We start from the raw sequence: 22,817 nt of genomic DNA on the forward strand, positions 1-22,817 counted from the left end.
CGGAGTGCTGCGGTTCCTGGCTGTCCATCCGCATGTGTCGGCCACCGCGACATCGGGGCTAACCACGACGATCTACGCATACGCGGCGCTCGGTGAGAAGCGGAAGGCGCTCGGGAGGCTGGTGATGCCCTCGGCTGAGGCGGGTGAGGAGCTTCAGGCTCCCGCCTGAAAGTTCTCGCAGAAGCTGTGGTTGCGTTCACGGTCTCTGACGAGCGTTACCGTCAAAAAGACCCCGGGCGATCGTCGCTCGAGGTCTTTCGCTGGTCAGGTGGGAGCCTCCGGCCGGATTCGAACCGGCGACCTGCCGCTTACAAGGAATACGGACACCCCTGGTCGCACTCCATCCGCCAAGGTAGAAGGGGTCCGACGCGCGGGCGGGGGTGTCAGTGGTGGCCGTCGTTGCTGTCACCGCTGCTGTCACGGACGCCGGTGTCCTCAAGCGACCCTTACAGAGTGCGGGCCGACGCTGATGGTGATGTCAACGTGTCCGCCCAAGGCCGTCGCATAGGCACGAAGCGTCTCGAGTTCCATGGCTTCGATCTTGCCGTTCTCGATCTGCGAGATTCGGGACTGAGACACGCCGAGGGCCCGCGCCAACTCCACCTGAGTCTTACCAACGGCCTTGCGCAGCTCCTTGAGGTGGTGGCCGGCCACATACGCGTCCAACTCGGCACGCGCCCTGGCCTGACGCTCGGGATCTGCCAGCTCAGGATGCCGTCGATGGGCCTCAGCCTTGACGTCCCGCCAGTTGCGTCCGGTGCTCATCGGCCGCCCTCCTCATCCTTCTCCGCCCGATAATCGGCGTACCTGGCCTCGGCGAGCGGAATCGCGTCCTCGTACCAGCGGGACCATCTCCCGGTCTTGTCACCCGCAACCAGGAAGATCGCTGCGCGATCCGGATCGAAGACGAACAGCATGCGTATCTCCGACCGACCGCGAGAGCCCGGCCTCAGCTCCTTCAAGTTACGCAGCTTGCTGTGCTCCAGCGTGTCGACGAGCGGCCTGCCAAGGGTCGGCCCGACAGCGGCAAGCCGGTCGATGGCCTGCTCGATCAAGGCCGCCGAGTCCGGCTCAGACTCGCAGAGCTTCAGGAACCACGTCTCGACAGGCTCTAAGAGGATGACTTCCCACGTCACCCCATCAATATAACCTGTAGCTCATTTTTTCGGCTAGGGCACGCGGTCACACGACCGTCCGCTCGCGACCCTCATCGTTGCTGTCAGAGCCGCCTTGGCCGATGAACCTCTCAACGGCTCTCACCTGGGAGGACGAGAGCCTCCGGCCGGATTCGAACCGGCGACCTGCCGCTTACAAGGCGGACGCTCTGCCAGCTGAGCTACGGAGGCGCGCTGCTTTCGCAGCCTCACCACGATAGCGCGTATACGCCGCGAGTCAGACTCCGTACCGGGCGCGTTCTCCTCGCCGTCACACCGGCCGCAGAGTGCCTGGCACCAGTTAGTGAACCGTGGTTCAATAACTGGCATGGCACGGCCGAGGAAGTTCACCGATGAGCGTCTGCTGGCCGCCGCGGGGGTGGCGATCAGCCGGCTCGGGCCGGGGTTCACGCTGGCGGACGTCGCGCGGGAGGCGGGGGTCGCCGTCGGGACGGTGGCCCAGCGCTTCGGGTCCAAGCACGGGCTCTTGGTCGCGATGACCAGGGCGGCGGTGCGCACTACCCGGGAGGGCATGGGCGCGGCCGCGGCGGCGCACGGCGATCCGGTGGCCGTGGTGGTCGAGGTGCTGGTGGCGGCGTTCGGGCCGCTGGACGATCCCGCCCGGGCGGCGAACAACCTGGCTCAGCTGGCCGTCGACCTGGCCGACGAGGAGTTGCGCGGCCTGCTGGCGGAGCTGCACACCGCCTTGGAAGAGGGACTGGTCCCCCTCCTCGACCGGGCGGTGCGGGAGGGGCGGCTGCCCGGGGCGCCACCCGCGCCGGTGGCCGCGCGGATTCTGGCCGCGGTCACCGACGGCACGACGCTGCACTGGTCGGCACGGCCCGTGGGCGGCCTCTGCGACCGGCTGCGCGCCGATCTGGACGCGGTGCTGGCCGGCTGGAGCCACGGTTCAGACGCAGGAACGATCGAGGAGAGCATGTGACCGGTCCGTTGAAGGAACACGTCGCGCTGGTCACCGGGGGTACCCGGGGGGCCGGCCGCGGCATGGCGGTGGAGCTGGGCGCGGCCGGCGCGACGGTGTACGTCACCGGCCGCACGACGCGGGAGTCGCGCAGTCCGCTGGGCCGCCCGGAGACGATCGAGGAGACCGCCGAGCTGGTCACCGAGGCGGGCGGCCGGGGCATCCCGGTGCGCTGCGACCACATGGTCCCCGCCGACGTACGGGCGCTGGTCCGGCGGATCGAGGAGGAGCAGGGCGGCCGCCTGGACGTCCTCGTCGACGACACGTGGGGCGGCGACCAGTGGGTCGAGTGGAAACCGCTCTGGGAGCACGACCTGGAGAACGGCCTGCGGGCGCTCCGGAACGGCCTGGAGACCCACCTGATCACGCTGCACACGGTCCTTCCCCTGCTCGTACGGCGGGGGCGCGGGCTGGTCGTCGAGATCACCGACGGGGACGACATGTTCAACGACCGCTACCGAGGGTCGATGTTCTTCGACATGGTGAAGGTGGCGATCACGCGGCTCGGCAAGATGCTGCGCGACGAGCTGGCCCCGCACGGGGTCACGTCGCTGTCGCTGACCCCCGGCTTCCTGCGCTCGGAGGAGGTCCTGGAGCACTTCGGCGTCACCGAGGAGAGCTGGCGCGACGGGATCGCCAAGGACAAGTGGTTCGCGATCTCGGAGACGCCGCGCTACATCGGGCGGGCCGTCGCCGCGCTGGCCGCCGACCCGAAGGTGGCGCGCTGGTCCGGCAAGGCGCTGTCGTCCGGGGTGCTGGCGAAGCACTACGGCTTCACCGACCTCGACGGCTCGCAGCCGGAGGCGAGCCGGTTCTTCGAAGAGGTCTATTTCGGCGACAAGAAGGACGCCCCGGTCGAGGACTACCGCTGATCTGCGCCCCGGTTTTCCGTCGCCATGGCGACGAAGAACCGGGGCGTTGTTTCAGGAGCGGCGACGGCGGCGACTCGAGATCTCGTACATCGCGATGCCCGCCGCTACGCCGGCGTTGAGCGACTCGGCGTTCGGGCCCATCGGGATGTTGATGAGCAGGTCGCAGGTCTCGGCGACCAGTCGTGACAGGCCCTTGCCCTCCGAGCCGACGACGAGCACGAGCGGGCCGCTCGCGGCCTCCAGGTCGCCGACGCCCACCGCTCCCCGCGCGTCGAGGCCGGCGACGAACAGACCGGCGCTCTGGTACGACTTCAGGGCCCGTACGAGGTTGGTGGCGCGGGCCACCGGGACCGAGGCGAGGGTCCCCGCGGAGGTCTTCCACGCCCCGGCGGTCACGCCCGCCGCCCGGCGCTCGGGGACGAGCACGCCGTTCGCGCCGAACGCGGCGGCCGAGCGGACGATCGCCCCCAGGTTGCGCGGGTCGGTCACGCCGTCAAGGGCCACGACGAGCTGCGGGGTGCCGCCGCGCTGCAGCAGATCGTCGGGGTGCGCGTAGCGGTACTCGGGGACCTGCAGGACGATGCCCTGGTGCACGGCCCGGTCGGTCATCCGGTCGAGCTCGGTCCGGCCCGCCTCGAGCAGCGGCACGCCGGCGTCCGTGGCCAGCTTGATGGACTCGCGGACGCGGTCGTCGGAGGCGCCGGTCATGACGTACAGGGCACTCGCCGGGATGCCCGCGCGCAGCGCCTCGACGACCGGGTTACGGCCGGTGACCAGCTCCGGACCGTCGGGCGCGGACCGTCGCCCGGTGCGCTCCGCGGGCGCGGACGAGGAGGGCGTACGGCGGGTGGTGCCGGCGGTGGTGGGTGTGCCGGTCCGGGTCGCCGACTTGGCGGCGCGGGCGGTCTGCCGCTTGCCGTACCAGTGCCGGTCCTCCGCCTTCAGGGTGTGACTCGGCCCCTTCTTGCGACGCTTCGCCATGGTTGCCCTCCGCTGGTGCACAGGGCGCTGTCCCGCCCTCCGAAAAAGAGGCGATCTCTCGCCCGTCGAAAAGGCGATCTCTCGCCACTCACCAGACTCTACGCGGATCCGGGACCCGGCCTGTCCCGTAGGAGCCGCTCGATGCGCTCCAGCCGGCCTTCGATGGCGCTCAGCCGCCGCTCGATCGCCGACTCCGGGGTGGACGGGCCCTCCGCCGCCGGGGGCTCGGCCGCCGGCTCCTCGGGAGGCGGTTCGGGGCTGCGCAGCGTGGCCATGACGTCGCGGCGCAGGTCGGAGGCGTCGACGCCGCACCGCTGGAGGACCCGGGCGCCGGCCCCTTCGGTCTCTCTGATCAGGCCGAGGAGGATGTGCTCGCTGCGGATGTAGTCGTGGCCGAAGTACAACGCCTCGCGCAGCGACAGTTCGAGGACCTTCTTGGCGCGGGCCGTGAACGGCACGTCGGTATCGGGCGGCGTCGTTCCCCTCCCGACGAGCTCCTCGACGTCCCCGCGGGCGGTGTCGAGGGTGAGGCCGGCCGCGTCGAGGGCGCGCACCGCGCCGTCGGTGTCGCCGCGCAGCAGGCCGAGGAGAAGGTGCTCGGTGCCGATGTGCCCGTGCTCGAAGGCGCGGGCCTCTTCCTGGGCGTGGACGACGACTCGGCGGGCGGTGTCGGTGAACCGCTCCAACACGTGCACCACCTCGGCAGGGGAGGTACGGCCCGGCCGGGGCGGCCGGTGGGACCCAATCTCCTCGAACGGTACGTCCCCACCGGAACGGCCCGGTTAACCGGATCGGACGCCGCCGTGTCGCGACGTCCGGTCCTGTGACGCGTCCGCGCCGGTCAGGAGCGCTTGAGCTCCCAGCGTGGGCCGCGCGGGGTGTCCTCGATGAGGATGCCGGCGGCGGTCAGGCCGTCGCGGATGGCGTCCGCCGCGGCGTAGTCCTTGCGGGCGCGGGCCGCCTGCCGCTGCTCCAGGGCCACCGACACGAGCGCGTCGACGACGTCGCGAAGGTCGCCGGCCGTGCCCTCCCACTGCGCCGACAGCGGGTCGAGGCCGAGGGCGCCGAGCATCGCGCGCACCTCGCCGAGGGCGCGGGTCACGGTGTCCTTGTCGCCCGCGGCGAGCGCGGTGTTGCCCTCGCGCACCGCCTCGTGCACGACGGCCAGCGCCTGCGGCACACCCAGGTCGTCGTTCATCGCGTCGACGAACGGCGCCGGCAGAGCGCCGGGCTCGACCCGACCGGACAGCTCGACGGCGCGCGTCACGAACCCCTCGACGCGCTGGTACGCCACCGCGGCCTCGCGCAGCGCCTCGTCGGAGTAGTCGATGATCGACCGGTAGTGCGCGGCGGCCAGGTAGTAGCGGACCTCCACCGGCCGGGCCCGGTCCAGCAGGTCGGTCAGCAGCACGACGTTGCCGACGGACTTGCTCATCTTCTCGCCGTTCACCGTGAGCAGGCCGTTGTGCAGCCAGTAGCGGGCGAACCCGTCACCGGCCGCGGTCGACTGCGCCAGCTCGTTCTCATGGTGCGGGAAGATCAGATCGACGCCACCGCCGTGGATGTCGAACGTCGCGCCGAGGTACTTGGTCGACATCGCCGAGCACTCGAGGTGCCAGCCGGGACGGCCGGGGCCCCACGGCGTCTCCCAGCTCGGCTCGCCCGGCTTGGCGCCCTTCCACAGCGCGAAGTCGCGCGGGTCGCGCTTGGCCGCCTCGTTGGGGGTGTCGCCGGCCGGCCGCATGCTGTCGAGCCGCTGGTTGGACAGCGCGCCATAGCGGTCGGCCCAGGACGCCACGTCGAAGTAGACGTCGCCCTCGACCGTGTAGGCGTGGCCGGCCTCGATGAGGCGGCGCATCAGCACGATCATCTCGGGGACGTGCCCGGTCGCCCGCGGCTCGATGGTCGGGGGCAGGCAGCCGAGCGCGTCGTAGCCGCGGCCGAAGACGCGCTGGTTGGCCTCGGCCACCGCGAACCACGGCACGCCCGTCTCCGCCGACACCCGAATGATCTTGTCGTCGATGTCGGTGATGTTCCGGACGAACGTCACGTCGTATCCGGAGGCGAGCAGCCAGCGGTAGACGAGGTCGTAGATGACACCGGAACGCATGTGCCCGATGTGCGGGGCGGCCTGCGGGGTGGCACCACACACGTAGATCCCCGCCCGGCCCGCCTGCAGCGGGACGAATTCGCGGATGCCACGGGTACCGGTGTCGTAAAGGCGCAGGCTCACGCGTAAGAGGCTATTCGATGCCGGTCCGGTCCCGTCACTGAAATCGCGTCCCTCACCCATTCATGACCTCACCGGTCGGCCGGATTCCCCGTCCACCCGAGCCCCGTCGTCCAGGCCGCGCAGCCGCCGGGTCAGCTCGCCGAACGCCACGACGTTCGGGACCTCGGCGGCGATCGCCGTCAGCCCGGCCGGGCGGTCGGCGCGGTCGATGTGGACCATGCCGCCCTCGATCTTCACCCGGTCCACGTTCTCCCACGGCACGTACTCACCGCCTTTGGCGATGCCCTGACGGGTGACGCCGAACGGTCCGAGCCGCACCTTGCCGCCGGTCTCGACGCGGGACAGATACTTGGGCAGCATCCGTTCGGTCACCGCGCGGGACACGGTCTCGACCAGTTCCCGGCCGCCGGGGACGCTCCCGTCGATCAGAGCCTCGGCCTCGGCCCCCGCCCGGCCGGTCAGGGTCAGCCGCCACGTGACCGTCCCGGTCGCGGCCCGGCGTACGCCGGAGACGCGCACTTCGGTAACGGCGTCCCAGGCGAGGGGCGTGGCCGCGCGCCAGGAGGACAGTACGACGCCGTTCTCGAACAGGTGGACCGTCGAGCCCCGCGCCGGCAGGACCTCGCGTACGAGGACGCGGCCGGCCGCGCCGAGGTACGCGGCGGTGAGCAGCAGGGCGAGACCGGACGCCCACCCTAAGCCGTCGAACAGGAACGCGACGGTGAAGGGCAGCAGCAGAAGCCCCGGCAGGCCCAGCAGCACCAGCCAGGCGCGGGACCGCCGGTCGACGGGCCGGGGATCGTGCCCGGCCCGGAACTCGCCGAGCCGCTCATCCTCGGCGACCCGGCGGACACGAGGCGGGAGATCAGTCGCGGTCCCCGCTTTCACCGCGAAGAGGGGGAAATTGGACATCGACCGGCCGCATACCCACGAGCGCCCCCTTTGAAGCCCGACCGCCGGATCCGGCCACACCCCGCCCCCCATCCCGGCGCGGCACACCCCGCCCCCGTCCCGGCGCGCCACACATCGCAGCCCCATCCCGGCGCGGCACACCCCGCCCTCGCCCCGGCCCGGCAGACCTCGGACCCCGTTCCGGCCCGGCACACCCCGACCCGGCCGCGGCACACCCACGCCTCGTCCCGGCGCGGTGCATATCCCGCAGCGCCACCGGCGCGGCGTGGCGCATCCCGTGCCGCGCCGGGCGACACGCGGTGCGGGATGAGAGCGGGAACACGTTGATCCGGTCAAGATAAGGGAACCCTCCGAGACGATGGTTGGCTTCCCTGCTATGAGTGACTCCCCCGCTCCGTACTCCCCGGCGCAGCGGCGGCTGCTGACGGCGGCCGGCGGCCTCGGCGTCGCGGCGCTGGCCGGCGCGACGTTCGTGCTGTCCTACGACGACCTGCGGGCGCTCGCCCTCCAGGGCGGCGCTGCCCGCGACCGGGCGTTCCTGTACCCCGGCATGGTCGACGGCCTGGTCGTCGTCGTGATCCTGTCGATCCTGATCGCCCGCCGGGCGCCCTGGTGGGCGCGCGCGGTCCGCTGGCTGCTGCTCCTGGCGCTGATCGTCGGCGCCGGCGCGGCCGGCGTCGAGCGCGCGGTCCACGGCTACGGCGGCCTGTCGCACGCGTGGCTGTCCGGAGGGGTGGCGGCGGCCCCCTGGGTGATCCTCGCCGTCGCCGTCTGGCTCTGGCTGTCCATGATCAAGCAGCTCGTAAGGACCCGGCGGCGGGACGCCGCGACACCTGCGGCCCCGGAGCCCTCGCCGGACACACCGGACGACGACCGGGCGTTCATCCCCGGCCTCACCGATGAGGCGTACGCCGAGACCCGGCCGCTCCCGCGGCCCGCCCCGCCCCGAGCTCTGGAGCCCGGCCCCGGCGCCGTACGGGACCGGCCGCACGAGAGCGCCTCTCCAACCGTGTCCGACGGTCCGGCGGCCGAGCCCGTACGGGACCGGGAACCGTTGCCGGACCTCCCGCCGGCCGAGCCCGTACAGGACCACGGACCGTTGCCCAGCCTCCCGCCGGCCGAGCCCGTACGGGACCGGGAACCGTTGCCGGACCTGCCACCGGCCGAGCCCGTACGGGACCAGGGACCGTTGCCAGACCTCCCGCCGGCCGAGATCGGCGGCGACGACGGTCCAAAGCCGGAACAACCGCTCGAGACCGCGCCGGACCGGACGCGTGAGGACCGGCTCTCCCCGCTCCTCCCGGTGGCCGACACCGGTGCGGAGCCGGAGCCGGCGCTCCCGCCCGAGTTGGAGCGGCAGGCGGATCGCGCGTGGCAGCCCGGCCCAGCGCTGCCGCCCGGCGTGGCGCCCAAGACCGATCACGGCACCGACCAGGATTCCCGGCCCGCGGGACACACGGAGCCGGACAGTGACCTCGTACCGGATACGGACCCGGAGGTGGTGGCGCCCATGCAGAACACGCCCGTGGACCCGGAGCAGGAGGAGCCCGCGCCGCGCTGGGTGGCCCGGACCTCGCTGCCGACGGACGTGCGGCTGGTCGGGCCGCCGCAGACCAGGCAGCGGCTCGGCGACACGCAGCCCGACGGCATCAGGCTGCCCGACACCGACCCGGACGGCATCCCGATGCCCGGTGTGGCCGACGAGACGCCCGCCGGCGAGGAGGAGGACGCGTACGCCGACGACCGGGCCGAGGATCCGGACGTCGGCGCCGAGGCCGACGACGCCCGTCCGTGGAGCCCGCCGGAGGACGGAGGTCCGTGGGCCTCCGGCTCCGGAGGGTCCGGCGGCGGGGAGGAGCCGACGCCGCCGTCGAGCAAGTTCCGCAGCTCGCCCACCCCGCCTCGCGGCTGAACCGAGCGCGCGGACGTGGTCCGCCGGACGTAACGGATCCAGAAGCACGCCTGGAAAGGTAGGGATCATGGAGACGTGGGTCGACGTGCCCGAGGGCAGCGGTTTCGGGGTGGAGAACCTGCCGTACGGCGTGTTCTCCCGGCGCGGCGAGCTGCCGCGGGTGGGGGTCGCGATCGGCGACCACGTGCTGGACCTGGCCGAGCTCGCGGCGGCGGGGCTGCTGGTCGACCGGCGCTGGTTCGCCGCCGGAACGCTGAACTCCTTCATGTCCGCCGGACGCCCCGTCTGGCAGGCGACCCGAGACCGCCTGATCACGCTGCTCACCGACCCGGGGCATCGCGGATCGGTCGAGCCGCACCTGGTCCCGCTGCGCGAGATCGAGCTGCACCTGCCGTTCGACGTCGCCGACTACGTCGACTTCTATTCATCCCGCGACCACGCGGTGAACGTCGGCCAGATCTTCCGGCCGGGCGCGGAGTCGCTGCCGCCCAACTGGCTGCACCTGCCGGTCGGCTACCACGGCCGGTCCGGCACCATCGTGCCGTCCGGGACGCCGATCGTACGGCCCTGCGGCCAGCGCCGGACTGATGACGGGCCGGTGTTCGGGCCCTCGGTCAAGCTGGACGTCGAGGCGGAGGTCGGCTTCGTCGTGGGCGTGCCCTCGGCGCTCGGCCGACCGGTGCCGACGGCCGGGTTCCGGGATCACGTGTTCGGCTTCGTCCTGGTCAACGACTGGAGCGCGCGGGACATCCAGGCGTGGGAGTACCAGCCGCTCGGGCCGTTCCTCGGCAAGTCGTTCGCGACGTCGATCTCGCCGTGGGTGGTGCCCCTCGCGGCGCTCGAGAGCGCCCGTACGACCCCGCCGGCCCAGGCGCCGGAGCCGTTGCCGTACCTGCGCTGCGACGAGCCCTGGGGGCTCGACCTGACGCTGCGGATCGAGCTCAACGGGCACGTGGTCAGCCACCCGCCGTTCGCGACGATGTACTGGACCGCGCCGCAGCAGCTCGCGCACGCGACCGTCAACGGCGCGGCGCTGCGCACCGGCGACCTGATGGCCTCCGGGACGGTGTCCGGGCCGGGCCGGAACCAGCGCGGCAGCCTCATCGAGCTCACGTGGGACGGCCGGGATCCCCTGGTGCTGCCCGACGGGCGGCGCCGGGGCTACCTGGAGGACGGCGACACCGTACGGATCCAGGCGACCGCGGCCGGGCCCGGCGGCGCGCCGATCGGATTCGGCGAGGTGACGGGGACCGTCACGCCGGTGCTCTGCTGACCCGTGGGGAACCGCCCGATCGCCCCTGAGGCACGTACGCCGCAGCGGCGGTCGGCCGAGCCCGAGGCGTGCCGGAGACGTTTCGGCGAGCGCGCGTGCCGGAGACGGTCAGACGAGGCGTGCCGAAGACGTTCGGCGAGCACGGGCGTCCCGAAGGCGGTCAGACGAGGACGAGGGCCGTGGCGATGGCGGCCAGGCCCTCTCCGCGGCCCGTGAGGCCCAGCCCGTCCGTCGTGGTGCCGGCGATGCTGACCGGGACGCCGCCGAGCGCCTCGCTCAGTGTCTTCTCCGCCTCCGCCCGCCGCTTGCTGATCCGCGGGCGCACGCCGATGACCTGGATCGAGACGTTGCCGATCGCGTGGCCCGCCGCCGTGATGCGGCGCTCGACCTCGCGCAGGAGGTCGACGCCGGAGGCTCCCGCCCAGCGTGGGTCGGAGGTGCCGAAGACGGCGCCCAGGTCGCCGAGACCGGCGGCCGACAGGAGTGCGTCACAGGCCGCGTGCGCCGCGACGTCGCCGTCGGAGTGGCCCGCGAGGCCGTCGCCCTCGTCGGACCAGTCGATGCCGGCCACCCGGAGCGGGCGGCCCGAAGCGAACGGGTGGACGTCGACTCCGACGCCCACCCGTGGAAACCGTGTCGCCAAGGCGCTAGTTGGCCAGGACCTCGTCGAGGAGGGCCTCGGCCTTGTCCTCGTTGGTCTTCTCGGCCAGCGCCAGCTCGCTGACCAGTATCTGCCGCGCCTTGGCCAGCATCCGCTTCTCGCCTGCCGACAGGCCGCGCTCCTTGTCACGCCGCCACAGGTCTCGGACGACCTCGGCGACCTTGTTGACGTCGCCGGATGCGAGCTTCTCGAGGTTCGCCTTGTAACGCCTCGACCAGTTCGTGGGCTCTTCGGTGTAGGGTGCGCGGAGCACCTCGAACACCTTCTCAAGCCCCTCCTGGCCCACGACGTCACGAACACCGACCAGCTCGGCGTTCTCCGCCGGAACGCGAACGGTGAGATCGCCCTTATCGACCTTCAGGACCAGGTAGGTCTTGTCCTGACCTTTGATGGCACGAGTCTCGATGGCTTCGATCCGAGCAGCCCCATGGTGGGGGTAGACGACAGTGTCGCCGACCTTGAAAGTCATGTGACAAGTACCCCTTCCGCTATGGATAAGGGTAGCACGCTGCAGGGACCTGCTGAACCGACCATCCGGACATATACGCAGGTCAGCGCGGTAATTAGGGTATTGACAAAGCGCGAATTCGGTGTAACACCCGGCCATGACGATTGGATTGGGCCACACCGCTCACACGGCGACGGAAGCGGCTCATACTGGAGATGGACGAGCCGACACGGGCCCGTGATCTCTCTGTGGACGAGGCATGGGACCGGGTGGGGCCGGCAGCGGTCCGAGAAGGTAGGTGTGGCGTGGGGCTTCACGGCGACCCTGACGACTACGGGCTTCCCAAGGTCGACATCGTCGTCCCGGACGACGCGCGGGAGCTCGACCGCGACGTGCTCGCGTACCGCCGTGAGCTGCGCCAGAAACGCCGCCGCGAACGGTGGCAGCGGATCGCCCGCCCGTTCACGCGCTACGGTCTCGCCGCCCCCTTCATCGCCAGCGCCGTCCTCGTCGCCCTCATCAGCGGCGTGCTGATGACGGTCGTGTCGCCGCGCCCCACGACGCACACCGTCCAGGTGCCGCCCACGGGGATCGTCCACCACCAGCCGGGCGACATCGGCGGCGGGCTGCCCGCCGGCGACCTCTTCGTGAACGGCCGGCGGATGCCGGTCGGCACGCTCATCAACGTCGCCGGGGTCGTGCTGATCGTGCCGCGCGGCTGCAACTGCGACGCCGCCGTCACGCACGTCGCTCAGCAGGCCGTGGGGCAGCGGCTCCAGACCTGGCTGATCGCGGACGGGCGCGCGGGCAAGGACGCGGACGACGTACGACGGCTCGCCGACACGGTGCCGCGCGGCGACGCCATCCCCGCCGAGGACCCCGACCGCGTGCTCTCCACCGCCTACCACGCGGCGCCGGTGGGGCTGACGGCGGTGCTCGTGGGGCCCGATAGGATCATCCGCGACGTCGTCCGCGGCGTCCAGCCGGACCGGAACCTCACTGTTCGGGACCTGCAGACCCTGCACACCCCGAGCTGAGCGCTCCGCCCCGGCACGGACGTCCACCCGGCCGGCCGGCCCCGTCCGCGTCCACCCGAGCGGCCCGGCGTCCGGGGTGAAACCACTCAAGCCAGCCCCCCGTCAGGGCCGGTGAGGATACCGTCGCTACGCTCTAGTTCGGGCGTTCCGTACGCCTCGGAAGACCCAAGCCCTCCCAAGGAGAGAACGACGCCGTGAGCCGCAACCGTCGCCGGGCCGCCGCCATGGCCATCGCCGGTGCCTTCGCCGTCGCGCCGCTGGTGTCCGCCTGCGGTGCCGGCCAGCATCCGCAGTCGGTGCTGCCGACCCGCCTGACCGAAGGCGTCAACGCCTCCGTGGGCCACATCGACGTGCGCAACGCCTTCGTGCTCGGCCCGGAGCCCGGCCAGCGCCTTCCCGTGGGCGCCAACGCGCCGTTCTACGCCTACATCGTCGACAAGGGCACGTCGGACCGGCTCGTCGGCGTCGAGGCGCCGGGCGTGGCGCAGTCGGTCCAGATCGCGGGCGGCGGCATCGCGCTGCCGCCGAACCAGCTCATCTCGACCAACCCGCAGGCCTCCGCGCAGCCGTCCGGGGTGCCGACCCCCGGCACCTCGCCGAGCGGCACGCCGGGTGCGGCCGCGACCCCGGGCGCGAGCGGCGCGCCGACCAAGGCCCCCGCGAAGAAGACCACGGCCGGCAAGCCGGCCAAGCCGGGTGGCACGGCGACCCCGCAGAACACCCCGAGCGGCCCGGCCACGAGCGCCACGCCGGGCGCCGCGAGCCCGACCGGCACCACCGGCGGGGCGACCCCCCTGGTGATCCTCACGGGGCTCACGACGCAGCTGAACGGTGGGGAGAACATCCGGCTCACCCTGCACTTCGCACAGGCCGGCGCGCTCACCGTGAACGTCCCCGTCGTGCCGCGGGCGGACTACTACTCGACCTACCCGCCGGCGCCGAGCGGCGGCACGGCGACCACGCCGAGCCCAGGCGTCCCGGGCTCCGCCACGACTCCGGGCGCGACCCCGGCGCCGGGCGCGAGCGGCAGCCCGACCACGGGCGCGGCCACGCCCACCAAGCACGCGAAGGCGAAGAAGGCCTCGGCGAAGCCGACCGCCTGAGCGCCGCGCAGCTCAGCGCGCACGCGAAAGCCCGCCGGCCTCCGCATCGGAACCGGCGGGCTTTCGCGTTCGGCGATGTACTGGTCGGGCTCGAGGTCGCAGCCAGGCCCCCCGACTCCACATCGGAGCCGACGGGCTTTCGTTCGGCGACGTACGCGTCGGGCGCGAGGTCGCAGCCGAGCCCGCCGGACTCCGCGTCGAGGTCGGCGGGCCTTCGCGTTCCGGACGCTCGTTACTCGTCGGGCTCGAACTTGTAGCCGAGCCCGCGCACGGTGATGATGAAGCGCGGCGTCGAGGGAGCCGGCTCGATCTTGGCGCGGAGACGCTTGATGTGCACGTCCAGGGTCTTGGTGTCGCCGACGTAGTCGGCGCCCCACACGCGGTCGATGAGCTGCATCCGGGTCAGCACCCGCCCGGCGTTGCGCAGCAGCACCTCCAGCAGCTCGAACTCCTTGAGCGGCAGCGGCACCTCGTTCCCGGAGACGGTCACGACGTGACGCTCGACGTCCATCCGCACCGGCCCGGCCTCGAGGGTCGCGGGCGCGAGTTCCTCACCGTCGCCGCGGCGCCGCAGCACCGCGCGGATGCGGGCGACGAGCTCCCGGGAGGAGAACGGCTTGGTGACGTAGTCGTCCGCGCCGAGCTCGAGCCCGACGACCTTGTCGACCTCGCTGTCCTTGGCCGTCAGCATGATCACCGGGACGTTCGACTTGGTGCGCAGTTCCCGGCACACCTCGGTCCCGGGCAGGCCGGGCAGCATGAGGTCGAGCAGGACGAGGTCGGCGCCGGAGCGGTCGAAGGACTCCAGGGCGTCCGGCCCGGTCGCCGCGACGGCGACCTCGAAACCCTCCTTGCGCAGCATGTACGACAGCGCGTCGCTGAACGACTCCTCGTCTTCCACGACGAGCACTCGGGTCACTAGGGGGCCTCCCGTACGGTGTCTTGCTCAGGTGATTCATCCGCGGGTGCGGAGGTGGAAAGCAGCGGAAGACGGATGGTGAAGGTCGAGCCGGATCCCTCCTTGCTCCAGACGTTCACATCGCCCCGATGCCGGGTCGTGACGTGCTTGACGATCGCGAGCCCCAGGCCGGTGCCCCCGGTCTGCCGGGACCGCGCGGGGTCGACGCGGTAGAACCGCTCGAAGATGCGCTCGAGGTCGGCCTCGGGAATGCCGATGCCCTGGTCGGTCACGCTGATCTCGACGTGCTGCTCGTCGGCCAGCCGCGTGCAGACGACGACCCTCGTGCGTTCGGGGCTGTAGGCGATCGCGTTGTCGATCAGGTTGCGGACCGCGGTGATCAGCAGCTCCTCGTCGCCGTGCACCCGCAGGTCGTCGCGGCCGCCGATGGCGAGGGTGATGTCCTTGGGCTCCGCCTTGAGGCGGCACCGGTCGACGGCGTCGTGGACGACGTCGTCGAGCGTGACCGTCCGGGGCCGCTCGACGGCCTCGCCGCCCTGCAACCGGGTGAGCGTGATCAGGTCCTGGATGACGTTGGTCAGGCGCGCGGACTCGTGCTGCATACGCCCGGCGAAGCGGCGTACGGCCACGGGGTCGTCGGCGGCCTCCTCGACCGTCTCCGACAGCAGGGACAGCGCGCCGACGGGCGTCTTGAGCTCGTGGCTGACGTTCGCCACGAAGTCGCGCCGGACCGCCTCGACGCGCCGGAACTCGGTCAGGTCCTCGGCGAGGACGAGCACGAGGCCGTGCGATCCCATGGGCGCGACCCGGACCGCGAACCAGCGGCCCTCCCGGCGGCCGTGGACGACCTCGATCTCCTCTTCGCGGATCTCACCGTCGCGGCGTACGAGCCGGGCCATGGCGATGAGCTCGTCGACGAGCAGGCGGTCCCCGCTGACCAGGCCGAAGGCCCGGGCGGCCGAGCTGGCGCGCAGCACGCGGTCCTCGCCGTCGATGACCACCGCCGAGGACGGGAGGACGCTCAGCACGGACGCCACGCCGCTCGGCAGACCGGACACCGGCGAGGGTGCGTCGGCGGGCCGCTGCGCGCGCTCGCTGACGCGCACGGCCAGCCCTGCCACCAGGCCGGTGAGGAGCCCGGCGGCGCTCGCCAGTCCGGCGACAACCTCCACATTCACATCTTGGATGGTAGGCGGCGGTCTGCCTAGCTCCGCGCGCGGATCAGGACGCACGCAAGGACGTTCGTCAAAAGTTAACCTGCACCTACGCGACCGTTCATGCCACCCCACGATGCTGCCAACTGGATATCCACGCCTGAACTAAGGATCTTTATGCGAGACGCCTACCACGAGGAGCTCGACGGTCTCTCCGACAAGCTCGTGGAGATGACGCGGCTGGTGCGGTCGGCGATGACCCGCGCCTCCACGGCCCTGCTCGACGCCGACCTGCGGCTCGCCGAAGAGGTCATCAGCTGCGACGAGCAGGTCAACAAGATCAACACGGAGATCGAGGAGACGGTCTTCGATCTGATGGCGCGGCAGCAGCCGGTCGCCCGCGACCTGCGGATGCTGATCGCCGCGCTGCGGATGAGCGGCGACATCGAGCGCATGGGCGACCTCGCCGTCCACCTCGCCAAGACGGCCCGGCGGCGCCACCCCGAGTCGGCGATCCCGCCGGAGCTGCAGGCGACCGTCCTGGAGATGGGCCAGATCGCCGAGCGCATGATCGCCAAGGCGGGCAGCGTCATCGCCTCCCACGACGTCGAGATGGGCCTGGAGCTCGACGGCGACGACGACCAGATGGACCGGCTGCACCGGAAGCTGTTCGACGCGCTGCTGTCGCCGAAGTGGCGGCACGGCGTCGAGCCGGCCGTGGACATCTCCCTGGCCGGCCGCTACTTCGAGCGGTTCGCCGACCACGCCGTGCACGTCGCGGAAAACGTCGTCTACCTGGTCACCGGCGAGCACGCGGCGGACATCGGCCTCGCCGAGTAGCCCCGGCCCCGGAACGAACGGATCCCGGCAGCGGACGCTGCCGGGATCTTCGACTGTCGGGGCGAGGTCTTACTTCTTGCCCTGGTTCGCGACGGCCGCGATGGACTCCTTGGCGGCCTCCGGGTCGAGGTACTCGCCGCCCTTCTTCAGCGGCTCGAAGTCCTCGTCGAGCTCGTAGAGCAGCGGGATGCCGGTGGGGATGTTGAGCCCGGCGATGTCCTCGTCGGAGATGCCGTCGAGGTGCTTGACCAGGGCGCGCAGCGAGTTGCCGTGCGCGGCGATCAGGACCGTGCGGCCGGCCGCGAGGTCCGGGACGACCGCGTCGTACCAGTACGGCAGCAGGCGGTCGACGACATCGGCCAGGCACTCGGTGCGCGGGATGAGCTCCGAGGGCAGGAGGGCGTACCGCGGGTCGTTGATCTGGGAGAGCGGGTCGTCGTCGGCGATCGGCGGCGGCGGCGTGTCGTACGAACGGCGCCAGGTCATGAACTGCTCGTCGCCGTACTCCTCCCGCGTCTGCGCCTTGTTCTTGCCCTGCAGGGCGCCGTAGTGCCGCTCGTTGAGCCGCCAGGAGCGGCGTACGGGGATCCAGAGCTGCTCGGCCGCGTCGAGCGCGATGTTGGCCGTGCGGATCGCCCGCTTGAGCACCGAGGTGTGCACGACGTCGAGCTTGAGGTCCGCGTCGAGCAGCAGGTCACCGCCGGTGACCGCTTCCTCTTCCCCCTTCTCGGAAAGATCGACGTCCACCCAGCCCGTGAAGAGCCCCTCGGCGTTCCAGACGCTCTCGCCATGCCGGAGAAGTACCAATGTCGCCATGACAAGCGAGCCTAGTGCCTCGGCTCGACCTCACGGTTTGCGGGCGACGCCCGCCAGGAAGTAGCCCTGCGGATACCGTTCGTTGACCCGCTTGGCCTCGACCGTGTCGGGGCGCCACGCCGAGACGTTGACGAGTCCCGGTTCGACCAGTTCCAGGTCGCCGAAGAAGCCGCGGATCCGCTCGGTGCTGCGGGTGATGATCGGCGTGGAGGAGCGCCGGTAGATCTCGGTGACGGGCGCGACGGCCTCCGGGAGCGCGTCCCCGCAGACGTGGCTCAGCACGAGGTGGCCGCCCGGCGGGAGGACGTCGCGGAACCTCGCAACGATCTTCTCGGGGTCGTCGGCGTCCTGGAGGAAGTGGACGATCGCCACGAGGAGGATCGCGAACGGCCGGTCGAAGTCGATGCGCTCGCGGACCTCGGGACTCTCGAGGATGTCCTCGGGGCGGCGCAGGTCGGCCTGGACGATGTGGACGTTCTTGGATCCGGCGAGGATCGCGCGGCCGTGCGCGAGCACGACCGGGTCGTTGTCGACGTAGACGACGGGGGCGTCGGGAACGACCGCGTGCGCGACCTGGTGCACGTTGTTCTGGGTGGGCAGTCCGGTGCCGACGTCGAGGAACTGGCGGATGCCCGCCTCGGCGAGGTAACGCACGGCCCGGCCGAGGAAGGCGCGGTTCTGCTGGGCGGCGATCCGGATCTGCGGGGCGATCTGCAGGACCATCTCGGCGGCGGCGCGGTCGGGCGCCAGGTTGTCCTTGCCGCCGAGGAAGAAGTCGTACATCCGGGCCGCGTTGGGCGTGCTCAGATCGACGCTCTCAGGGGCCCTGTCGCGATCTGTCACTCCATACCCCTCCGGTCTGGCCTACTGTGACCGGAGGTAGCTTAGCTACTTAAAGCCACCAATGATGCGCAAAACGCACAACTGGTGGGACCGGTTACCGACCTGGGGGCCTGACCGATTCGTCATGAAGGGCCGAGCTTGGGGCCGGAGGCGGCCTGGTCCGCCGCGCCGCCCTCGGCGACTTCGGGCAGGATGCGGGCGAACGGCCGGAGGTTCGCGACGCTCTCCCCGCGGCTCACCCGCCACTCCCACTCGCGCCTGATCGACTCGGCGAACCCGAGTTCCAACGCGCGGTCGAAATTGTCGTCAGAGTAAGTGAGGACGCAGCCGAGAATGCGGTCGATCTCGTCCGGCGTCACCGCCGAGAGCGGCAGCCGCCCGACGATGTACACGTCGCCGACCGGGTCCAGGCTGAACGCGACGCCGTACATCCCGCCGTTCTTGCGCAGCAGCCAGCGGTAGAACTCCTCGTGGTTCTCGTCCGGCTGCCGGCAGAAGAACGCCTCGACGTGCAGACTGTGGTCGCCCGCGATCAGCCAGGTCATGGTGGCGAGCTTGTGGCGTCCGGGCAGCTTCACGAGGTACGCGCCGGGGCGCGGCCGCTCGTACTCCAGCCCCTGTTCGTCCAGGATCGACTGCAGGCCCTTGTCAAGGTCCATGCCGTCCTCCTCTCGTTGGTCAGGCCGAGACGGCCATCGTCCGGGCCTCGACGGCCTCGGCGTAGACCTCCAGGAGGCGGTCGGCCGTCTCGTCCCAGCCGAACGCCCTCGCGTGGCGTACGGCGGCGTCCGACATCGCGCGCAGCCGCCCGGGCGCACCGAGCAGGCCGCGCAGCACGCGAGCGTAGTCGGAAGGGTCGTGGCCGTCGATCAACACCCCGGACCGGCCGTCCCGTACGGCGAGGCGCAGCCCGCCCACCGCGGCGGCGACCACGGGGGTGCCGCACGCCTGCGACTCGACGGCGACCAGGCCGAACGACTCGCTGTGCGAGGGGACGACGGTGATGTCGGCGGCGCGGTACCAGTCGGCCAGCTCGTCCTGCGGGCAGGGCGGTTCGAACCGTACGACGTCCGCGACGCCGAGCCGGTGCGCGAGACGCCGCAACTCCTCCGGCTTGGCGCGGCCGGACCCGCTCGGCCCGCCGACGATCGCGACGAGCAGGCGGTCCCGGAGACTCGGATCGTCCTCGAGCATGCGGGCCGCGGCGCGGACGAGGACGTCGGGCGCCTTCAGCGGCTGGATCCGGCCGACGAACAGCAGGACGGCCGCGTTCTCCGGCAGCCCCAGCCTGCGCCGCGCGCCGCCGCGCGGGGTGAAGCGGGACAGGTCCGCGCCCGGGGGGACGGTGGCGACCTGGCCGGGGTCCGCGTCGTACAGGGAGACGAGCTGCCGGGCCTCTTCGGCGGTGTTGGCCACGAGCCGGTCGGCGGACTCGACGACCTGCTGCTCGCCGAGCACCCGGCCGAGCGGCTCGGGTGAGTCACCGGCGGCCAGCGCGAGGTTCTTGACCTTGGCGAGGGTGTGCATGGAGTGGACGAGCGGAACGCCCCAGCGCTGCCGCGCGGCCCAGCCCGCCTGGCCGGAGAGCCAGTAGTGGGAGTGGATCAGGTCGTAGTGGCCGGGCTCGTGCGCGGCCTCGGTGCGCAGCAGGTCGGAGGTGAACGCGCACAGATGGCCGGGCAGTTCGGACTTGTCGAGCTCCTCGAGCGGCCCGGCGGCGACGTGCCGGACCGACACGCCGGGCGCCAGCTCGGCGACGGGTGGAAGGGATCGCGTGGTGGCACGGGTGAAGACGTCCACCTCGACGCCGCGTTCGGCCATGCGCTTGGCGACCTCGACGATGTAGACGTTCATCCCGCCGGCGTCGCCGGTCCCCGGTTGCTCCAACGGCGATGTGTGAACACTGATCGTCGCTACCCGGGCGAGACCCGACACGGACACCACCTCCGATAGAGCAACTTACCGGCCACGGCACCACATTCCCCCGGCGCGGGTCTCCCCGCGAAGACGCAGGACATGCGCCTGAGAAGATGGCGATCGTGCGGAAAACAGCAGTAGTCACCGGTGCAAGCAGTGGAATCGGCGCGGCGACCGCCCGACGGCTCGCGGCGGAGGGGTTCGACGTGGTGCTCACGGCGCGTCGTGTCGACCGCCTGGAGAAGCTGAAGGCCGAGATCGAGAGCGCCGACCCGGCCGGGCGGCGGAACGCCGTCGCCGTGGTCGCCCTGGACGTCACGTCCCAGGAGTCGGTCGACGCCCTCGCCGAGTCCCTGCGGCAGTGCCACGTCCTGGTGAACAACGCCGGCGGGGCGGCCGGGCTCGACCCGGTCGCGAACACGGACCCGGCCGACTGGCAGTGGATGTTCGAGACGAACGTCCTCGGACTGATGCGCGTCACCAAGGCGCTGCTGCCCAAGCTGATCGACAGCGGCGACGGCCACATCGTGAACGTCACCTCGCTGGCGGGGCACGTCGTCTACGAGGGCGGCGCCGGGTACACCGCTGCCAAGCACGGGGCCGCCGCGGTCAACGACACGCTCCGTCTCGAGCTGTACGACCAGCCGGTCCGCGTCACCGAGGTGGCACCCGGGATGGTCAAGACCGACGAGTTCTCCCTCGTCCGGTTCAAGGGCGACGAGGACAAGGCGAACAAGACGTACGAGGGCGTGGCCGAGCCGCTGGTCGCGGAGGACGTCGCCGACTGCATCGCCTGGGCCGTGACCCGCCCGTCGCACGTCAACATCGACCGGATCGACGTCAAGCCGCGCGCCCAGGCCGCCGCCCACAAGGTGCACCGCGTCTGATGCCTTAGGGGTCGTAGCGGTCTTAGCGGCCGTGGCGGTCCGCCGGTGGCCGCACACTTGGTGCGTGTCCCGTCCCCCACGGCCCGAAGGCGTCATCACCCGCGGCACGACCGCGCCCAACCGGCTCCGCCGCGCCGACCGCTGGATCGTCTCGGTGCACGGCCCGCTGCTCCGGCGGGCCGACCGGCCCCTCGTCGTGGACCTGGGGTTCGGGGCCTCGCCGGTCACGACGGCCGAACTGTTCGGGCGGCTGCGCGCGGCGCATCCCCGGGTGGAGGTGGTCGGCGTCGAGATCGATCCCGCCCGGGTGGCCGCCGCGAAGCCGCGTGAACGCGAGGGGCTGTCGTTCCGCCTCGGCGGCTTCGAACTGCCCGTCGACCGCCCGCCCACACTGGTCCGGGCGTTCAACGTGCTGCGCCAGTACGGAGAGGGCGAGGCGTGGGCGGCCTGGGAGCGGCTGTGCGCGGGCCTGGCCCCCGACGGCGTACTGGTGGAGGGCACCTGCGCGGAGACCGGCCGCCGCGCCACGTGGGTCACCCTCGGCTCCCGGGACGCGGGCCGGGCGCGGGACCGCCGTGCGGTACGGCCAGGCGTGTCCGATCCGCGGACGTCGACCGGAGTACGACCGGGCGTGTCCGATCCGCGGACGATCACGTTCGCCGTCCACCTCCCGTCGCTGTCCCGGCCGTCGGACCTGGCCGAGCGCCTGCCCAAGACGCTGATCCACCGCAACGTCCCCGGCGAACGGGTGCATGACCTTCTGGCCGCCTTCGACCGCGCGTGGGCGACCGCCGCGCCGCAGTCGGTGTTCGGGCCGCGCCAGCGCTGGGTCACCGCGGTGGAGTTGCTGGCGCGCGACCATCCGGTGCTCACCGTGCCGCCCTTCGGCGGCCGGGCCCGCTGGCGGCTCGGGGAGGTCACGCTCCCCTGGTCCGCCGTCGCCCCGGACTAGATCTCCTTGATGCCGTCTTTGCGCGAATAACGACTTTTCGCCATAGATACGGCATTTCGGGCGGACGACCGTTGGAGTACTGGTCGATTCCACCGGGGGGATGATTCACATGGGCGAACGCCACGAGATGCGCTGGGGTGGGCTGGCCGGTATCGCCGCCGTCGTCTTCGCGGCCGTCGGCCGGATCGTGCTGGGCCGCATGCCGCGCCTCACCGACCCCGCCGGGGTGGTCACCATGTACCTGGCGACCCATCGGGCGCAGATCATGTGGGGAACGATCCTCTACGCCATCGGAATCGCCCTCTTCCTGTGGTTCGGCGCCGCGCTGTCGACGGCGTTCCGGCGCGCGGACGAGGACAGCGACGCCCCGACCGTCGTCCTCGCCGGCTTCATCGTCGTCTCCGCGCTCGCGTTCATGGCCTTCTCGGCGTTCGCCGGGATGACGTACGCCATGACGGAGTACCGGGCGCTGCTGCTGTTCGCGCCCGCTCCGTACGCCACGATGACGGTCCTGGGGACGGTGGGGGGCGTGGCCACCGCCCTGACCTTCGCGGCCATCGCCGTGGCCATCGCCCGTACCCACGTCTTCCCCAGGTGGATGGCGTTGTTCGCCGGAATCGTCGCGGTGGTCCGGCTGCTGGCCGCCTTCACCCTCGGGGTCACCGGAGGCGTCCTGGTACCCGGCGGATGGCTGGAGACCTACGTCCCCGGCATCCTGGCGGCGCTCTGGATCCTGACCGCCAGCGGGCTCCTCATCCAGGAGCACGTCCCGGCCCTCCGGATGCGCGCGCCCCGCGTCATGGGCCCCCACCGCGCCTGACCCGGACCGGCGCGGCCGGAACGGCGCCCGAACCCGGCCCGCGCCACCGAAGGGCGCACGACCGGGGCCGCACGTCACCGAAGGGCGCACGACCGGGGCCG

Annotated in this window: 24 protein-coding genes and 1 tRNA gene; 10 read left to right on the plus strand and 15 right to left on the minus strand. The window is 71.8% G+C overall.

Features of this window, described 5'->3' with window-relative positions; translation table 11 throughout:
• Positions 1–435: 435 nt before the first annotated feature.
• From AB0L00_RS09915 to AB0L00_RS09925, 3 genes are all read right to left on the minus strand, one after another.
• Positions 436–765 carry a helix-turn-helix domain-containing protein gene (locus AB0L00_RS09915; protein WP_345355395.1) on the minus strand — a complete coding sequence of 110 codons (330 nt, stop codon included), beginning with the start codon at positions 763–765 and terminating at the stop codon, positions 436–438.
• Positions 762–1,136 carry a type II toxin-antitoxin system RelE/ParE family toxin gene (locus AB0L00_RS09920; protein WP_345355398.1) on the minus strand — a complete coding sequence of 125 codons (375 nt, stop codon included), beginning with the start codon at positions 1,134–1,136 and terminating at the stop codon, positions 762–764. Before AB0L00_RS09920 ends, AB0L00_RS09915 begins: the two co-directional genes overlap by 4 nt.
• 137 nt (positions 1,137–1,273) lie before the next feature.
• Positions 1,274–1,346 (minus strand) — tRNA-Thr (locus AB0L00_RS09925).
• A 136-nt stretch (positions 1,347–1,482) separates the two neighbouring features.
• On the opposite strand from AB0L00_RS09925, the gene AB0L00_RS09930 reads away from it, so the two are divergent.
• Entirely contained in the window at positions 1,483–2,097 is a 615-nt protein-coding gene (locus AB0L00_RS09930; RefSeq protein WP_364430890.1) for a TetR/AcrR family transcriptional regulator, read from the plus strand.
• The gene (locus AB0L00_RS09935) at positions 2,094–3,008 is read left to right on the plus strand and encodes an SDR family oxidoreductase (RefSeq protein WP_364430893.1); all 915 of its coding nucleotides are present in this window, start codon (positions 2,094–2,096) and stop codon (positions 3,006–3,008) included. Before AB0L00_RS09930 ends, AB0L00_RS09935 begins: the two co-directional genes overlap by 4 nt.
• 51 nt (positions 3,009–3,059) lie before the next feature.
• Here AB0L00_RS09935 and rlmB read toward each other — a convergent pair whose 3' ends face one another.
• The 4 genes from rlmB to AB0L00_RS09955 form a co-directional block, all read right to left on the minus strand.
• A complete protein-coding gene (rlmB, locus tag AB0L00_RS09940) occupies positions 3,060–3,989 on the minus strand; it encodes a 23S rRNA (guanosine(2251)-2'-O)-methyltransferase RlmB (protein ID WP_364430896.1) in 930 nt (309 codons plus the stop codon).
• A 98-nt stretch (positions 3,990–4,087) separates the two neighbouring features.
• Positions 4,088–4,687, minus strand: coding sequence for a Clp protease N-terminal domain-containing protein (locus AB0L00_RS09945; protein ID WP_364430898.1), 600 nt, complete (start codon positions 4,685–4,687; stop codon positions 4,088–4,090).
• A 143-nt stretch (positions 4,688–4,830) separates the two neighbouring features.
• Positions 4,831–6,222, minus strand: coding sequence for a cysteine--tRNA ligase (gene cysS, locus AB0L00_RS09950; RefSeq protein ID WP_364430901.1), 1,392 nt, complete (start codon positions 6,220–6,222; stop codon positions 4,831–4,833).
• Positions 6,223–6,282: 60 nt separating this feature from the next.
• Positions 6,283–7,134, minus strand: coding sequence for a DUF6585 family protein (locus tag AB0L00_RS09955; protein ID WP_364430904.1), 852 nt, complete (start codon positions 7,132–7,134; stop codon positions 6,283–6,285).
• A gap of 376 nt (positions 7,135–7,510) precedes the next feature.
• Here AB0L00_RS09955 and AB0L00_RS09960 point away from each other — a divergent pair, with 376 nt between their 5' ends.
• Together AB0L00_RS09960 and fahA are read left to right on the plus strand one after the other, a co-directional pair.
• Positions 7,511–9,046, plus strand: coding sequence for a DUF2637 domain-containing protein (locus tag AB0L00_RS09960; RefSeq protein WP_364430907.1), 1,536 nt, complete (start codon positions 7,511–7,513; stop codon positions 9,044–9,046).
• A 64-nt stretch (positions 9,047–9,110) separates the two neighbouring features.
• The gene (gene fahA, locus AB0L00_RS09965) at positions 9,111–10,319 is read left to right on the plus strand and encodes a fumarylacetoacetase (RefSeq protein WP_364431617.1); all 1,209 of its coding nucleotides are present in this window, start codon (positions 9,111–9,113) and stop codon (positions 10,317–10,319) included.
• 160 nt (positions 10,320–10,479) lie between these two features.
• Here fahA and ispF read toward each other — a convergent pair whose 3' ends face one another.
• Positions 10,480–10,941: a 2-C-methyl-D-erythritol 2,4-cyclodiphosphate synthase gene (ispF, locus tag AB0L00_RS09970; RefSeq protein WP_364430910.1), complete on the minus strand. Its 462-nt coding sequence runs from the start codon at positions 10,939–10,941 to the stop codon at positions 10,480–10,482.
• Between the two features lie 25 nt (positions 10,942–10,966).
• A complete protein-coding gene (locus AB0L00_RS09975) occupies positions 10,967–11,449 on the minus strand; it encodes a CarD family transcriptional regulator (protein WP_252778128.1) in 483 nt (160 codons plus the stop codon).
• 284 nt (positions 11,450–11,733) lie between these two features.
• On the opposite strand from AB0L00_RS09975, the gene AB0L00_RS09980 reads away from it, so the two are divergent.
• Positions 11,734–12,465: a hypothetical protein gene (locus tag AB0L00_RS09980; RefSeq protein WP_364430913.1), complete on the plus strand. Its 732-nt coding sequence runs from the start codon at positions 11,734–11,736 to the stop codon at positions 12,463–12,465.
• 194 nt (positions 12,466–12,659) lie between these two features.
• Positions 12,660–13,568: a hypothetical protein gene (locus AB0L00_RS09985; RefSeq protein ID WP_364430916.1), complete on the plus strand. Its 909-nt coding sequence runs from the start codon at positions 12,660–12,662 to the stop codon at positions 13,566–13,568.
• Positions 13,569–13,800: 232 nt separating this feature from the next.
• Here AB0L00_RS09985 and AB0L00_RS09990 read toward each other — a convergent pair whose 3' ends face one another.
• Together AB0L00_RS09990 and AB0L00_RS09995 are read right to left on the minus strand one after the other, a co-directional pair.
• Positions 13,801–14,487 (minus strand): response regulator transcription factor, encoded by a 687-nt coding sequence (locus AB0L00_RS09990; protein ID WP_252778131.1) that lies wholly within the window; start codon positions 14,485–14,487, stop codon positions 13,801–13,803.
• Positions 14,487–15,665 (minus strand): ATP-binding protein, encoded by a 1,179-nt coding sequence (locus AB0L00_RS09995; RefSeq protein WP_364430918.1) that lies wholly within the window; start codon positions 15,663–15,665, stop codon positions 14,487–14,489. Before AB0L00_RS09995 ends, AB0L00_RS09990 begins: the two co-directional genes overlap by 1 nt.
• A gap of 153 nt (positions 15,666–15,818) precedes the next feature.
• Between AB0L00_RS09995 and phoU the strand changes: the two genes are divergently transcribed.
• Positions 15,819–16,481 (plus strand): phosphate signaling complex protein PhoU, encoded by a 663-nt coding sequence (gene phoU, locus AB0L00_RS10000; RefSeq protein ID WP_364430921.1) that lies wholly within the window; start codon positions 15,819–15,821, stop codon positions 16,479–16,481.
• Positions 16,482–16,550: 69 nt separating this feature from the next.
• Here phoU and AB0L00_RS10005 read toward each other — a convergent pair whose 3' ends face one another.
• The 4 genes from AB0L00_RS10005 to mshA all read right to left on the minus strand — a co-directional run bounded on the left by AB0L00_RS10005 (position 16,551) and on the right by mshA (position 20,081).
• Positions 16,551–17,297 carry a phosphoglyceromutase gene (locus AB0L00_RS10005; RefSeq protein ID WP_345355440.1) on the minus strand — a complete coding sequence of 249 codons (747 nt, stop codon included), beginning with the start codon at positions 17,295–17,297 and terminating at the stop codon, positions 16,551–16,553.
• 30 nt (positions 17,298–17,327) lie between these two features.
• Positions 17,328–18,140, minus strand: a complete 813-nt coding sequence (locus AB0L00_RS10010; RefSeq protein WP_364430925.1) for an SAM-dependent methyltransferase — start codon at positions 18,138–18,140, stop codon at positions 17,328–17,330.
• Between the two features lie 122 nt (positions 18,141–18,262).
• Positions 18,263–18,799, minus strand: coding sequence for a YbjN domain-containing protein (locus AB0L00_RS10015; RefSeq protein WP_364430931.1), 537 nt, complete (start codon positions 18,797–18,799; stop codon positions 18,263–18,265).
• 19 nt (positions 18,800–18,818) lie between these two features.
• On the minus strand, positions 18,819–20,081 hold the full coding sequence (mshA, locus tag AB0L00_RS10020; protein ID WP_364430933.1) for a D-inositol-3-phosphate glycosyltransferase: 1,263 nt from the start codon (positions 20,079–20,081) through the stop codon (positions 18,819–18,821).
• Positions 20,082–20,179: 98 nt separating this feature from the next.
• On the opposite strand from mshA, the gene AB0L00_RS10025 reads away from it, so the two are divergent.
• The 3 genes from AB0L00_RS10025 (at position 20,180) to AB0L00_RS10035 (ending at position 22,716) form a co-directional block, all read left to right on the plus strand.
• Positions 20,180–20,944, plus strand: a complete 765-nt coding sequence (locus tag AB0L00_RS10025) for an SDR family NAD(P)-dependent oxidoreductase (protein ID WP_345355449.1) — start codon at positions 20,180–20,182, stop codon at positions 20,942–20,944.
• Positions 20,945–21,008: 64 nt separating this feature from the next.
• Positions 21,009–21,896, plus strand: a complete 888-nt coding sequence (locus AB0L00_RS10030; protein ID WP_364430937.1) for a class I SAM-dependent methyltransferase — start codon at positions 21,009–21,011, stop codon at positions 21,894–21,896.
• Between the two features lie 109 nt (positions 21,897–22,005).
• On the plus strand, positions 22,006–22,716 hold the full coding sequence (locus tag AB0L00_RS10035; protein ID WP_364430939.1) for a hypothetical protein: 711 nt from the start codon (positions 22,006–22,008) through the stop codon (positions 22,714–22,716).
• Positions 22,717–22,817 lie beyond the last annotated feature (101 nt).

It is taken from the genome of Actinoallomurus sp. NPDC052308 (genome assembly GCF_040679195.1).
Classification (GTDB): domain Bacteria; phylum Actinomycetota; class Actinomycetes; order Streptosporangiales; family Streptosporangiaceae; genus Actinoallomurus; species Actinoallomurus liliacearum.

Bases quoted from the DNA above. Each gene is read 5' to 3' on its own strand.
- AB0L00_RS09930 (WP_364430890.1), top strand. From the start codon at position 1,483: ATGGCACGGCCGAGGAAGTTCACCGATGAGCGTCTGCTGGCCGCCGCG.
- phoU (WP_364430921.1), top strand. From the start codon at position 15,819: ATGCGAGACGCCTACCACGAGGAGCTCGACGGTCTCTCCGACAAGCTC.
- rlmB (WP_364430896.1), bottom strand. From the start codon at position 3,989: ATGGCGAAGCGTCGCAAGAAGGGGCCGAGTCACACCCTGAAGGCGGAG.
- AB0L00_RS10035 (WP_364430939.1), top strand. From the start codon at position 22,006: ATGGGCGAACGCCACGAGATGCGCTGGGGTGGGCTGGCCGGTATCGCC.
- AB0L00_RS09955 (WP_364430904.1), bottom strand. From the start codon at position 7,134: ATGTCCAATTTCCCCCTCTTCGCGGTGAAAGCGGGGACCGCGACTGAT.
- AB0L00_RS09915 (WP_345355395.1), bottom strand. From the start codon at position 765: ATGAGCACCGGACGCAACTGGCGGGACGTCAAGGCTGAGGCCCATCGA.
- AB0L00_RS09960 (WP_364430907.1), top strand. From the start codon at position 7,511: ATGAGTGACTCCCCCGCTCCGTACTCCCCGGCGCAGCGGCGGCTGCTG.
- AB0L00_RS10005 (WP_345355440.1), bottom strand. From the start codon at position 17,297: ATGGCGACATTGGTACTTCTCCGGCATGGCGAGAGCGTCTGGAACGCC.
- AB0L00_RS10015 (WP_364430931.1), bottom strand. From the start codon at position 18,799: ATGGACCTTGACAAGGGCCTGCAGTCGATCCTGGACGAACAGGGGCTG.
- AB0L00_RS09975 (WP_252778128.1), bottom strand. From the start codon at position 11,449: ATGACTTTCAAGGTCGGCGACACTGTCGTCTACCCCCACCATGGGGCT.